The organism is Streptomyces daliensis, assembly GCF_054782395.1.
Genome location: NZ_BAAGSO010000106.1, coordinates 339,325 through 351,945, shown reverse-complemented (window position 1 = coordinate 351,945; position 12,621 = coordinate 339,325). Strand labels below are relative to the sequence as shown.

At 72.3% G+C, this 12,621-nt stretch carries 10 protein-coding genes; 6 read left to right on the top strand and 4 right to left on the bottom strand.

Annotated features, from left to right (window positions below):
* Window positions 1-162: 162 nt before the first annotated feature.
* Window positions 163-699, bottom strand: a complete 537-nt coding sequence (locus tag ACYVOO_RS29230) for an STAS domain-containing protein (RefSeq protein WP_461018705.1) — start codon at window positions 697-699, stop codon at window positions 163-165.
* A 356-nt stretch (window positions 700-1,055) separates the two neighbouring features.
* Between ACYVOO_RS29230 and ACYVOO_RS29225 the strand changes: the two genes are divergently transcribed.
* Window positions 1,056-1,466 (top strand): VOC family protein, encoded by a 411-nt coding sequence (locus ACYVOO_RS29225; RefSeq protein ID WP_461018704.1) that lies wholly within the window; start codon window positions 1,056-1,058, stop codon window positions 1,464-1,466.
* Here ACYVOO_RS29225 and ACYVOO_RS29220 read toward each other — a convergent pair.
* Together ACYVOO_RS29220 and ACYVOO_RS29215 are read right to left on the bottom strand one after the other, a co-directional pair.
* The gene (locus ACYVOO_RS29220; protein WP_461018703.1) at window positions 1,463-2,188 is read right to left on the bottom strand and encodes a class I SAM-dependent methyltransferase; all 726 of its coding nucleotides are present in this window, start codon (window positions 2,186-2,188) and stop codon (window positions 1,463-1,465) included. The genes ACYVOO_RS29225 and ACYVOO_RS29220 overlap by 4 nt on opposite strands.
* An 80-nt stretch (window positions 2,189-2,268) precedes the next feature.
* Window positions 2,269-2,631, bottom strand: coding sequence for an ArsR/SmtB family transcription factor (locus ACYVOO_RS29215; RefSeq protein WP_453346958.1), 363 nt, complete (start codon window positions 2,629-2,631; stop codon window positions 2,269-2,271).
* A 177-nt stretch (window positions 2,632-2,808) separates the two neighbouring features.
* Here ACYVOO_RS29215 and ACYVOO_RS29210 point away from each other — a divergent pair, with 177 nt between their 5' ends.
* From ACYVOO_RS29210 to ACYVOO_RS29200, 3 genes are all read left to right on the top strand, one after another.
* Window positions 2,809-3,909 carry an NADH:flavin oxidoreductase/NADH oxidase gene (locus ACYVOO_RS29210; protein WP_461018702.1) on the top strand — a complete coding sequence of 367 codons (1,101 nt, stop codon included), beginning with the start codon at window positions 2,809-2,811 and terminating at the stop codon, window positions 3,907-3,909.
* 399 nt (window positions 3,910-4,308) lie between these two features.
* Window positions 4,309-6,351 (top strand): aconitate hydratase, encoded by a 2,043-nt coding sequence (locus tag ACYVOO_RS29205; protein WP_461018701.1) that lies wholly within the window; start codon window positions 4,309-4,311, stop codon window positions 6,349-6,351.
* Window positions 6,352-6,403: 52 nt separating this feature from the next.
* Window positions 6,404-7,801: an NADP-dependent succinic semialdehyde dehydrogenase gene (locus tag ACYVOO_RS29200; RefSeq protein ID WP_461018700.1), complete on the top strand. Its 1,398-nt coding sequence runs from the start codon at window positions 6,404-6,406 to the stop codon at window positions 7,799-7,801.
* Here ACYVOO_RS29200 and ACYVOO_RS29195 read toward each other — a convergent pair.
* Window positions 7,770-9,416, bottom strand: a complete 1,647-nt coding sequence (locus ACYVOO_RS29195) for a cytochrome P450 (protein ID WP_461018699.1) — start codon at window positions 9,414-9,416, stop codon at window positions 7,770-7,772. The genes ACYVOO_RS29200 and ACYVOO_RS29195 overlap by 32 nt on opposite strands.
* Window positions 9,417-9,566: 150 nt before the next feature.
* Between ACYVOO_RS29195 and ACYVOO_RS29190 the strand changes: the two genes are divergently transcribed.
* The gene (locus tag ACYVOO_RS29190) at window positions 9,567-10,223 is read left to right on the top strand and encodes a TetR/AcrR family transcriptional regulator (RefSeq protein WP_461018698.1); all 657 of its coding nucleotides are present in this window, start codon (window positions 9,567-9,569) and stop codon (window positions 10,221-10,223) included.
* A gap of 162 nt (window positions 10,224-10,385) precedes the next feature.
* A complete protein-coding gene (locus ACYVOO_RS29185) occupies window positions 10,386-11,819 on the top strand; it encodes a M20/M25/M40 family metallo-hydrolase (RefSeq protein ID WP_461018697.1) in 1,434 nt (477 codons plus the stop codon).
* Window positions 11,820-12,621: the final 802 nt, after the last annotated feature.

Below are 12,621 nucleotides of genomic sequence, written 5' to 3'. Positions count from 1 at the left end.
TCCCCCGGAGTACCCCCACGCACCGGCCGAAACCGTCGGCCCACGCGGGCAGGCCCCCTGCCCGGGCTACGCGGTTGGGCCACTCGCCCCACGCTCCGGTGCCCCGGTCGCGCCCGGCCCCAGGTGCGGGGGCGCGGCCGGGGCACCGCCCCCCCTTCCGCGTCACTCCGTGACGCGCCTCGCGGTGGATTTCGTGTCGGTGGACGACGCCGTACCGGGCCTCTTGGCGGCGGGCCCCGCGTCCCGGGCGGTGTCACGGAGGGCGCCGGTCCCGGCCGGGAGCGGGGCGCCGGCACGCTCGGCCGCCAGGGCCGCCTCCGGCGTGGGCCCGGGGCACAGGACGGTGCTCAGGCCGACCACCGCCATGGTCCGCAGAGCACGCGGATCGTCGCAGACGACCCCCACCCGGGCCCCGCGCACGGAGGCGTACCGGCGGATCTCCACCAGCATCGTGAGGCCCGTGCAGTCGATGAAGGTGACGGGGCGCAGGTCGATGGCCAGCGCGGGCGCGGGGCGCGACGTGAACTCCCGCAGCACGGGGTGGAGTTCGAGGACCGCGACGATGTCGATCTCCCCCTGGAGGCGCATCGTGGTGACGCGGCCCGCTTGGACGACACGTGCGGAGAAGTGGATGCCCGACGCGATCCTTTCGCTCCCGGCTCCCGACAGGCCCCCAGTGCGACGATGTTCCGGACGCATGGCCACAACCCTCCCTCGGCGCCCGGACTCTCGGGCGGCCCATTCCCTCGTGACAGCGGCTCGGGTCACCGGGGTCCGGGGCGACGCCCGCAACACGCTAAGCCGGGGGCACGGGGCGTAGGCCAGGAAAACGTTTCGGCTACCCGACAAGCCACACGTTTCGGTGAACTACCGGCATACGGCTTGCAGTTGACGCCGGAAACAACAGGCGAACTTCAGGTTCGACGGGGCCCTGCGGGGAGGCCCGGTGAAGTTTCTGGATTTCCCGTCGAGACACCGATGACTTTCGCGACGGGCCCCGGTCTACTCCTTCAACAGCGACACCACACACCTGCTGAGAGAAGAGGCCACCGCCCATGTCCACGAAGATCTTCGTCAACCTGCCGGTGAAGGACCTTCCGAAGTCGAAGAGCTTCTTCACCGCACTGGGCTTCTCCTTCGACCCGCAGTTCTCCGACGACAACGCGGGCTGCCTGGTCATCAGCGAGGACATCTACGCCATGCTGCTGGTGGAGCCCTTCTTCCAGAGCTTCACCCAGAAGGAGGTGGCCGACGCCACCAAGAGCACCGAGGCCATCCTGTGTCTGGGCGTCGAGAGCAGGGAGCGCGTCGACGACCTGGTCGACAAGGCCCTCGCCTCCGGCGGCAGCGCCTCCAACGAGACCCAGGACCACGGCTTCATGTACGGCCGCAGCTTCCAGGACCCCGACGGCCACCTGTGGGAGGTCGTGCACATGGACATGGACGCGGCCCAGCAGGAGAGCTAGCCGTCGGAACCGGTGGCCGAAGGCGGTACCTCGACGACGAAGAACAGGAAACACGTCTTGGTCGAGAGGTCACGGAAGCCGTCGGGGAAGAGTTCGCGGGCGGCCGGGTCGGGCTGTGGCTCGCTGATGGTGCACAGGCGGAAGCCGGCGGCGATGAAGGCATCGGTCATCGCGTGCAACGGCTTGCGCCAGAACCTCATCGGGACAGTCCGCCCGCCGAACGTCCAGTCGAAGGTATAGCTGGTGGTCGCGAAATAGTCGGGCCGAGGGTCCTGGATCGTGTAGGCCACGAAAGGGTGGTCGACGGACGCGATCAGCCTGCCGCCGGGCCTGAGCACGCGCCGCAATTCGGCCAGCGTCGGCCCCCAGTCCTCCAGGTAGTGCAGGACGAGCGACGAGACCACGTCGTCGAAGGCGCCGTCGTCGAACGGCAAGCTGTCGCGAAGGTCTGCCAGGTGCAGGTCCGCGTCGGCGCCGAGCCGACGCTCGGCCAGCGCCAGCATGTTGGCGCTGGAGTCGATGCCGGTGACGACGCCGCCGCGATCGCGCAGCGCCTCGGACAAGGGGCCCGAGCCGCAGCCCGCGTCCAGGATCCGACGCCCGGTCACGTCTCCGGCGAGGGCCAGCATCGCGGGCCGCGCGTAGTACGCGTTGACGAGGCTGTTCTCGTTCTCCGCCGAGTACGCCTCGGCGAAGCTGTCGTAGTCATTCACCCGTTCCATCGCCGCAGCCTAACGACCCCCACACGCCGCGCCCACCCACGCGGCCCCACCCGAAAAACGGCAAACCGCAATGCGAACCGCTACGCGGACCGCTCCCCCTCCTCGCGGGCCGAGCCCGCCAGGACCGCGTCCAGCAGGCCGGGGAAGAGCGCGTCGAGGTCGGCGCGGCGGAGGCAGTTGATCTTGGCGGTGCCCCGGTAGCACTGGTTGATGACGCCCGCCTCGCGCAGCACACGGAAGTGGTGGGTGCTGGTGGAGGGCGAAACGGGCATGTCCACCTGGGAGCAGGTGGCCCCCTGCCCCTCCCCCTCGCCGAACGCGGAGAGATTCCGCACGGCCCACAGCCGCATCGGATCGGCCAGCGCGTGCAGCACCGCCTCTAGGCGGATCTCCTCCCGCGCGGGGTGCGGGAGTTCACGTACAGCGGATGTCGTCGTCGGCATGGCTGCGGCCCACTCTCCCTGACTGTCTAGGCGGCTCGCCGCCCGCTTCTCCGGGCGCTCACCGAACCTCTCACCGGCCTCCATCTTACGAGAACCATCGTAGTTTGACATCCGCCGTACTACGAGCGTTATCGTACTTCCAGTTCCGCAGCCCAGGACCCTGGATTGGAGAGCGCCGTGAGCGCACTGTTCGAGCCCCTCACACTTCGGTCGCTGACCGTGCCGAACCGCGTGTGGATGGCGCCGATGTGCCAGTACTCCGCCGCCCCGGACGGCCCGGAGGCGGGAGTCCCCAACGACTGGCACTTCACCCACCTCGCCGCCCGCGCCACCGGCGGGACAGGGCTCATCCTCACCGAGGCGGCGGCTGTCAGCCCCGAGGGCCGCATCAGCCCCTACGACCTGGGCATCTGGAACGACGCGCAGACCGAGGGATACAAGCGGATCACCGCCTTCCTGAAGGCGCAGGGAAGCACCCCCGGCATCCAGATCGCCCACGCCGGGCGCAAGGCGTCGACCGAGCGCACCTGGGTCGACCGCGGCGCCCCCATCGCCCCCGGCGAGGAGCACGGCTGGACCCCGGTGGGCCCGAGCCCCCTCCCGTTCGACGGGGCGTCCACCACGCCGGACGAGCTGAGCACCGAGGCGATAGCCGAGATCGTCGGACAGTTCGCCGACGCCGCGCGCCGGTCCCTGGAGGCGGGCTTCGAGGTCGTCGAGCTGCACGGCGCCCACGGCTACCTGATCGGCGAGTTCCTCTCCCCGCACACCAACCACCGCACCGACGAGTACGGCGGCTCCTTCGAGGGACGCACACGCTTCGCGCTGGAGGTCGTCGACGCGGTGCGCGCCGCGTGGCCCGAGGAGCTGCCGCTCCTCTTCCGCATCTCGGCCACGGACTGGCTCAGCGAGAACGACGAGGACCCCCGCGAGGGCTGGACGGCGGACGAGACCGTGCGGTTCGCCAAGGAACTGCTCGCCCGCGGCGTCGATCTGCTGGACGTCTCCACCGGCGGCAACGCGCCGGACGCGAAGATCCCGGCGGCCCCCGGCTTCCAGGTCCCCTTCGCCGAGCGCGTCAAGAACGAGACGGGCCTGCCCGTGGCGGCCGTCGGCCTCATCACCGAGCCCCGGCAGGCCGAGGAGGTCCTCACCTCGGGCAAGGCGGACGCGGTGCTGATCGGGCGCGAGCTGCTGCGTGACCCGTACTGGGCGCGCCGGGCCGCGAAGGAGCTGGGCGGCGAGGTCGCCACGCCGGTCCAGTACCACCGCTCGTAGCGCGCGGGTCCCAGCAGGGGCCGCCGCTCCGGGCCGAGCCCCCGCCGCCCGCCACCCCGTGGCGCGCGGCGGGGGCTTTCGCGTGCGCCCGTGCGGACCCGTCCTGGCGCGTGCGGGCCCGAGCGCGCCCGTCCCGTACGGCCCAGGCACCCCGTGCGCCCTCGCACTCCCCGCACGTCCCCGTGCGCGAAGAGCCACGCATTCGCGGCGCGCCCCTGGGTACCCGCCGCGAACGCGCGGGCCCGCGGAAACGGGCCGAAGATGGGGGACAGCGCGAGCGCGCGGAGCCGCAGTGCCGTGAGGCGTCGTGGCCCGCCGAAGACGTCGCACGGCCGACGGAGCCAGTCGGCCGGAGACGTGCACACGGACGTGGACGCGGACCGCGAAGGGAGACCTCCCATGAACGCTGCGGGCCCGGACAGGCGGGACGGCGAGACCGGGCGCACCCGGGAAACAGCAGCCCCGGAAACACCCGCACACGGCACACTCGCGCAGCGGCTCATCGCCGACCACCTCGTCGAGGGGAGGGCCGAGCCCGGTGAGGAGATCGGCCTGCGCGTCGACCAGACCCTCACACAGGACGCCACCGGCACCCTCGTCATGCAGGAGCTGGAGGCGCTGGGCCTGGACCGGGTGCGTACCGAGGTCAGCGTGCAGTACGTGGACCACAACATCCTCCAGACCGACGAGCGCAACGCCGAGGACCACGCCTTCCTGCGCTCCGCCGCGCGCCGCTTCGGCGTCTGGTACTCGCAGCCTGGCAACGGCGTCTCGCACCCCACGCACATGCAGCGCTTCGGCGTCCCGGGCAAGACCCTCGCCGGATCCGACTCGCACACCTGCGCGGCGGGCTCGCTCGGCATGCTCGCCATCGGCGTGGGCGGCCTGGAGGTGGCGCTCGCCATGGCGGGCCGCCCGCTGTACGTGCGGATGCCGCACGTCTGGGGGGTACGGCTGACCGGGGAGCTGCCGCCCTGGGTGAGTGCGAAGGACGTGATCCTGGAGCTGCTGCGCCGCCACGGGGTGAAGGGCGGCGTCAACCGGATCCTGGAGTACCACGGTCCGGGGCTGGCCTCGCTGACGGCGATGGACCGGCATGTCATCGCCAACATGGGCGCCGAGCTGGGCGCCACGGCCAGCGTCTTCCCCTCCGACGAGGCAGTGCGCGCCTTCCTGCGTGCCGAGGGCCGCGAGGAGGACTACACGCCGCTCGCGGCCGAGGACGGCGCGGTGTACGACCTCGACGAGGAGATCGACCTCTCCTCCCTCCAGCCCCTCATCGCCCGGCCCTCCTCGCCCGGCGATGTGGTCCCGGTGCGGGAGGTGGCGGGCGAGCCCGTCGGGCAGGCCGTGATCGGCTCCTCGGCCAACCCGGGGCTGCGGGACTTCGCCGTCGCCGCCGCCATGGTGCGGGGGCGGAGCACGGCGCACGGCGTCAGCTTCGACGTCAACCCGACCTCGCGGGAGATCCTCCAGGACCTCACCCGTTCGGGCGGCACCTTCGACCTCATCGGCGCCGGTGCCCGGCTGCACCAGAGCGGCTGTCTGGGCTGCATCGGCATGGGCCAGGCCCCTGCCGCCGGGCGCAACTCGCTGCGCACGTTCCCGCGCAACTTCCGGGGCCGCTCCGGTACCGAGGGCGACGCCGTATGGCTCTGCTCGCCCGAGACGGCCGCGGCCTCGGCGCTGACCGGCGTCATCACCGACCCCCGCGACTGGGCCGCCGACACCGGCTGCGCGCCGCCGCGGCTGGAGCTGCCCGAGCGGGCCAGCGTCAACACCGCCATGCTGGAGGCGCCGCCCGCCCCGGACGAGGCCGCCGCCGTGGAGCTGGAGCGCGGCCCGAACGTCTCCGCGCTGCCCGAGCTGGACGCGCTCCCCGGCACGCTGGAGGGACCCGTACTGCTCAAGGCCGGGGACAACGTCTCCACGGACGACATCTCCCCGGCCGGGGCGCGGGCGCTGCCGTACCGCTCGAACATCCCGAAGCTGGCGGAGTTCACCTTCACCCGTATCGACCCGGAGTACCCGGGCAGGGGGCGGGAGACCGAAGGCCCGCACTTCGTCGTCGGCGGGGACAACTACGGGCAGGGCTCCTCCCGTGAGCACGCGGCGATCACCCCGCGCCACCTCGGCCTGCGCGCCGTGATCGCGAAGTCCTTCGCACGTATCCACTGGCAGAACCTCGCCAACTTCGGCGTGCTGCCGCTGGAGTTCGAGAACGGTGAGGACTACGAGCGCGTCGGGAGCGGCGACACCCTCCGGCTGGAGGGGCTGCGCAAGGCACTCGGCGCGGAGGGCACCTCGTTGCGCGTACGGAACCTGACCAGGGACGAGGAGTACCCCGTACGGCACAGCCTCTCGCCCCGGCAGCGCGAGGACGTGCTCGCGGGCGGCATCATCCCGGCCCTGGCCGCACGGGCCCCCGCGCCCGCCGAGTAGCCACAGCCACACCCACAGCAGGAACCGCACCACCGCTCCGAGGAGGAATCCGATGGCCATCGCCACCGTCAACCCCGCGACGGGAGAGACGCTCCAGACCTTCGACGCCCTGGGCGAGGCGGAGGTCGAGGAGCGGATCGCCCGCGCCCACGCGGCCTTCGCACAGCACCGCGCCACCACCTTCGAGCAGCGCGCCGAACTGCTGCGCCGGGCCGCTGACCTGCTGGACGAGGACCGGTCCGAGATCGCCCGCACCATGACCACCGAGATGGGCAAGCCCGTCGCGGCGGCGCGCGCCGAGGCCGCCAAGTGCGCGAAGACGATGCGCTGGTACGCGCGGCACGCGGCGGAGCTGCTGGCGGACGAGCACCCGGCGTCCGACGATGTGCAGGACAGCGGCGGCTCGGCCGCGTATGTGCGCTACCGTCCGCTCGGCGTCGTCCTGGCCGTCATGCCGTGGAACTTCCCGCTCTGGCAGGTCGTCCGCTTCGCGGCGCCCGCGCTGATGGCGGGCAACACCGGGCTGCTCAAGCACGCCTCGAACGTGCCGCGTACGGCGCTCTATCTGGAAGAGCTGTTCCGCAGGGCCGGGTTCCCCGAGGGGTGCTTCCAGACGCTGCTGATCGGCTCGGGCGCCGTCGAGAAGATCCTGCGCGACCGCCGCGTCGCCGCCGCCACCCTCACCGGCAGCGAGCCCGCGGGGCGCGCGGTGGCCGCCACGGCGGGCGACGAGATCAAGAAGACGGTGCTGGAACTGGGCGGCAGCGACCCGTACCTCGTACTGCCCTCGGCCGACATCGCCCGCGCCGCGAAGACCGCGGTGACGGCGCGCGTGCAGAACAACGGGCAGTCCTGCATCGCGGCCAAGCGCTTCATCGTGCACACGGACGTCTACGACGAGTTCGCGCGCCGCTTCCAGGAGGGCATGGAGGCGCTGACCGTCGGCGACCCGCTGGAGGAGGCGACGGACGTCGGGCCGCTCTCCTCCGAGCAGGGCAGGTCCGATCTGGAGGAACTCGTCGAGGACGCGAAGAAGCTGGGCGCCACCGTGCTGTGCGGTGGCCACAGGCCGGCCGACCGCACGGCGGGCTGGTTCTACGAGCCGACGATCCTCGCCGGCATCACCCCCCAGATGCGCATCCACCAGGAGGAGACCTTCGGCCCCGTGGCCTCCCTCTACCGCGTCCCTGATCTGGACGCGGCCGTCGAGCTGGCCAACGACACGCCGTTCGGGCTGAGTTCCAACGTGTGGACCGAGGACCCCGCCGAACAGGAGCGGTGTGTCGCCGATCTCCAGGCGGGCGGTGTCTTCTTCAACGGCATGACCGCCTCGCACCCCGGCATGCCCTTCGGCGGCGAGAAGCGCTCCGGCTACGGGCGGGAGCTGGGCGGACACGGCATCCGCGAGTTCTGCAACGTCACGACGGTGTGGCACGGCGCGGCGTCGTGAGCACCGCGCTGTGCGGGCACTGCCCTTGACCGGGCGGCTCGGCGTCGTCCGAGGCCGGTGCCGGTGCCGGTGCTGATTCCGGTTCCGAGGCCGGAGTCGGAGCCGATGCCGACGCCGCCGGGCCGGGGCCGCTCCGGCGGGTCAGCCGCAGCGTGAACCCCTCGGGCATCAGGGTGAGGCGTTCGGCGACGCGCAGCCTGTAGCCGGGCTCTGCGTGCAGGTCGTAGCGGCGCAGCAGCAGGCCCAGCACGAGTGTGGCCTCGTGCAGCGCGAACTGGCGCCCGATGCAGGCGCGGGCGCCCGTGCCGAAGGGCTTGTAGACGTGCGCGGGACGGGCCCGTACGGCGGCGGGCTCGAAACGGTCCGGGTCGAACTCCTCCGCGTCCTGCCCCCAGGCCGCGGGGTCGCGGTGCAGCATCAGGCCCAGCACGAGGGCCCAGGCGCCCCGGCGCATGGGGTGCTCGCCGCCGAGTGTGGTGTCCCGGACGGCCTCGCGCGCGAAGGCGGGCGCGGTGGGCCACAGGCGCAGCGACTCGTCGAGCACGCGCCGCACGTATCGCAGCTTGGCCACCTGCTCATAGGCGGGCTCGGGCGCCGCGCCCCACACCCGGTCCACCTCTTCGCGCGCACGGGCGAGGATCTGGGGGTTGCGGGCAAGGTAGTAGAGCGCGAACGAGAGCGCGCCCGAGGTGGTCTCGTGCCCTGCGATGAGGAAGGTGATGATCTGGCGGCGGATGTTGTCGCTGGTCAGACGCTCGCCGGTCTCGGGATGCGCCGTCTCCAGCATCCGGTCCAGCAGGTCTCCCGTGCCGCCCGCGCCCGCGCCTTCGTCCCCTCCCCCGCCCTCGCGGCGGCGCGCGATGACCTCGTCCACGGTGCGGTTGAGGTACGCGGTGTCGGCGGCGTTCCGCTTCGTCGCGCCGCGCAGCAGCAGCGGTGTCAGCGGCGGCGGCACGACGTTGCGGCGCTGCGCGAAGGAGAGGGTGCCGACCATGGCCGTGACGAAGGGGTGCGGCCGCGACCTCTCGAAGGAGCCGAAGTCGTAGCCGAAGCCGGTGCGGGCGATGGTCTCCAGGGTCAGCTTGGTCATGTCCCCCGGCACGTCGACGGGATCGCCCGCCGCCTCGCCCGCGTCCCACCGCTCCATGAGGCCGCGGGCCACATCGAGCATCAGCGGGTGGTAGCCCTGCATGGCGGAGCGGCTGAAGCCGGGGGCCAGGACGTCGTGCGCGAGCTGCCAGTTGGGCTCGTGGTTGTACGCGGTGAACAGGCCGTCCCTGGCCACCGGGCGCAGATTGGCCACGCCGAGGCCGACGTGCTTGGCGAACCGCGACTCGTCGGACAGCTCGGCGACCTGCTCGGCTCCCCAGACGAAGACGATCTCCTTGCCGAAGCCCTTGCGCCGGAAGACCGGGCCCAGGCGGCGCGCCACCCGCATCGAGTCCTGGACGGGGGTGCGCACCCCGGCCCCGAGCACATCGCCGAGCAGCGGCACCCGGTACGGCGGGTGCGGGATGCGGTGCAGCTCGGGCCAGCCCTGTTCCGCGCTGCGGAAGCCCTTGGGTATCGCCTCGCCACCCGGTCCCGTGCTCTGGCTCTGCCCCGTCTCCGCCATCTCGCCCGCCCCGCCCGTTCGTTGAAGCTGCCGTGAAGCCGCGTGCTGTGCGCCACGCGCTACGTGCCACGTGAAGTTATTGGACATCGATTCAATAGCGCTCCTCAGTGTGGGTCGGCTGTTGAACTCACGTCAAGTACGGTGTGGCGCATGGCCGCCAGGGAGGGACAGCGCACGCGCCGTCGGCTGAGCACGGAGGAGCGCAGGGAGCAGTTGCTCTCGGTGGGGGCCCGGCTCTTCGCGCAGAGCCCGTACGACGACGTGTGGATCGAGCGGGTCGCCGAGATCGCGGGGGTCTCGCGAGGGCTGCTCTACCACTACTTCCCCACGAAACGGGACTTCTTCGCCGCCGTCGTACGGCGCGAGAGCGCACGCATGCTGCGGCTGACCGCCGCGGTGCCCGGGGTGCCGGTGCGCGAGCAGCTCGGTCTCGGTCTGGACGCCTTCCTCGGCTACGTGGAGGCGCACGCGGAGGGGTTCCGCGCCTTCCACCGCGCGGAGGCGGCGGGCGACCCCGTCGTGCGCGAGGTCTACCGGCAGGGGCTGGCAGCGCAGGAGCGGCAGATCATGGACGCGCTGGCCGCCGACCCGGAGACCGCCCGCGGTGCCCCCGATCTGCCCACGCTCCGGCTGGCCGTGCGCGGGTGGCTCGCCTTCCTCGTCTCCGTCTGCCTGGAGTGGCTGGACGAGCCGGAGTCCGGGTCCGGACCCGGATCTGAATCCGGGTCCGGGTCCGGGTCCGAGCTGAGCAGGGAGCAGGTGCGGGACCTGTGCGCGCGGGCACTGCTCGGCGCGATCACGCCGTAGCCCCGAGCCCCGAGATGTGGGGCCGAGGGGACGCGCGGGGCCGTCGCGCGCGGCCTTGTCAGGCGTGACCGCGTGTGACCTTGCCAGGGATGGCGATGTACATGACCATTGCTGCGTCACGACGCCACCGCTCCGCACCGTCGGCCGTGGGAGGGACGTTCCATGTCGCAGCAGCCCGAGGGCACGCACCGAAGAACGGTCCTCTCCGCGGTCGCCGTCGCGGCGGCGGGCGCGGGCCTCGCGGGCCACACCGCGCAGACCGCCCACGCGGCCCCCGCGCCAGGGGGCGGAGACGGCGGCGGAACACCGCCCACCGCACAGCCGCCCGGCAGGGAACTGCGCGCGCTGCTGCGGGAGATCGACCAGGACCGGATCGAGGCGACCGTACGCAAGCTCGCGAGCTTCGGCACCCGCCACACCCTCTCCTCGCAGGACGACCCGGAGCGCGGCATCGGCGCGGCCCGCGACTGGATACACGCACAGATGACGCGCTACGCGGCGGCCTCCGGCGGCCGGATGACCGTCGAGAAGCAGTCCTATGTGCAGGAGCCCGCGTCGCGCATCCCCGTCGCGACGCGGATCACCAACGTGGTCGCCACACTGCGCGGTTCCGTCGCGCCGGAGCGCGTGTACGTGGTCTCGGGCCACTACGATTCCCGCGCCTCCGACGTCATGGACGCCACCAGCGACGCGCCCGGCGCCGACGACGACGCGTCAGGGGTGGCCGTCGCCATGGAACTGGCCCGCGTGATGGCCACGCGGCGCACGGCGGCGACGGTCGTCTTCGCCGCCGTCGCGGGCGAGGAGCAGGGGCTGTACGGGGCCGGGCACATGGCGGAGCTGTTCGCCTCGGCGGACACGGACGTGCGGGGCATGTTCACCAACGACATCGTCGGCAGCTCCACGGCCGACGACGGCACGCGCGACCCGCGCACCCTGCGGCTGTTCGCCGAGGGTGTGCCCACCTCCGAGACACCCGAGGAAGCCGACATACGCAGGTCGGTCGGCGGCGAGAACGACTCGCCGTCCCGGCAGTTGGCACGCTTCGTGCGGGACGTCGCCTCCAATACCGCGACGGGCATGAACGTCCGCGTCATCTACCGTCGCGACCGCTATCTGCGCGGCGGCGACCACATCCCCTTCCTCGAACAGGGCTTTCCAGCGGCCCGCTTCACCGAGCCCGCCGAGGACTACGCCCACCAGCACCAGGACGTGCGCGTGGAGGACGGCAAGCAGTACGGCGACCTGCCCGAGTTCTGCGACTTCGGTTACATCACCCGCGTGGCCCGCGTGAACGGCGCGGCCCTGTGGACCCTCGCTCAGGCACCCGGCACCCCGCGCGGCGCGAAGATCGTGACCACCGCGCTGACCAACTCCACCGAGCTGGTGTGGGACCGGGGCACGGAGCCGGACCTCGCCGGGTACGAGGTGGTGTGGCGCGAGACGACGGCGCCCGAGTGGGAGCACGTCATCGCGGTGGGCGACGTGACACGGCACACCGTTGACCTCTCCAAGGACAACGTCTTCTTCGGCGTCCGCGCCGTCAACCACGCGGGCAACCGCAGCCCCGTCGCCTTCCCGGCCCCGCAGCGCTGACGGCCCCTTCGCGTGTTGCGGTATGAAACACAGGGTTGCCCCTTCACTGGTCCGCGCCGCTTCACGGGGTGCGGGGTGAAGGTCACACGGGGTGCCCGGCCTCACAGGGGTGCGCCCCGCTGTGCCCCCTGGGGTTTCGTTCGCGTGTTGCGGGCCGGTGGCACGGGTTGTGCCCACCCGTCCCGCCCGCGGGACGATTGCCCACAACATTTTTGTGCCGCTGCACGGGGCGCTGCGCTGGGCTGGGCGCCGTTTTCGGGTGCGGGCCGGTGGCTTCGGCGCGGCGTGTGGTGCGGTGCTTTGCGGCTGGCGCCGCGTGATTCTTGGTTGCGACCGTGGATATGGGGTGCCTGTGTGGTGGGGGTCGGCGCCGCGCCGGGGTGTCTCCTCGGCGTGAAGGTCTCGTTTACGGCTCTCCGCCGGTGACTTGCTCGACCTGCGGGGACACCCCACCGCACCCCCTCCCACCCGGTGGCCAACCTCCGGCCGGTGCCCCCTCCGCTTGTTCCCACGCTGTGTGCCCGCACCTGGCGGTACAGGCCGACCCCTGCCACGGGAAGCCGACGGCGACGGCTCACCCCACTGTTGTGGGCCCGCCCCGTGCCGCACCCGAGGGGCCCAGCCCAGCCACCACCGTTGTGGGCAGGCGTTCCGCATGGTGAGGGGGCACCGCCCAGCGGTAGCTGGGGGAGGGTGGGCACAACCCACCCACCGGCCCGCAGCCGCAAACGAACCCCCAAGGGGCACCCGGGTAGGCGCACCCTGCCAAGGGGGTGTTGCGCGGGACTGTTGGCCCGGGCAA

Coding starts and splice junctions, on each gene's coding strand:
- ACYVOO_RS29230 (WP_461018705.1), bottom strand. CDS start 699: ATGCGTCCGGAACATCGTCGCACTGGGGGCCTGTCGGGAGCCGGGAGC.
- ACYVOO_RS29225 (WP_461018704.1), top strand. CDS start 1,056: ATGTCCACGAAGATCTTCGTCAACCTGCCGGTGAAGGACCTTCCGAAG.
- ACYVOO_RS29215 (WP_453346958.1), bottom strand. CDS start 2,631: ATGCCGACGACGACATCCGCTGTACGTGAACTCCCGCACCCCGCGCGG.
- ACYVOO_RS29190 (WP_461018698.1), top strand. CDS start 9,567: ATGGCCGCCAGGGAGGGACAGCGCACGCGCCGTCGGCTGAGCACGGAG.
- ACYVOO_RS29185 (WP_461018697.1), top strand. CDS start 10,386: ATGTCGCAGCAGCCCGAGGGCACGCACCGAAGAACGGTCCTCTCCGCG.
- ACYVOO_RS29205 (WP_461018701.1), top strand. CDS start 4,309: ATGAACGCTGCGGGCCCGGACAGGCGGGACGGCGAGACCGGGCGCACC.
- ACYVOO_RS29195 (WP_461018699.1), bottom strand. CDS start 9,416: ATGGCGGAGACGGGGCAGAGCCAGAGCACGGGACCGGGTGGCGAGGCG.
- ACYVOO_RS29200 (WP_461018700.1), top strand. CDS start 6,404: ATGGCCATCGCCACCGTCAACCCCGCGACGGGAGAGACGCTCCAGACC.
- ACYVOO_RS29220 (WP_461018703.1), bottom strand. CDS start 2,188: ATGGAACGGGTGAATGACTACGACAGCTTCGCCGAGGCGTACTCGGCG.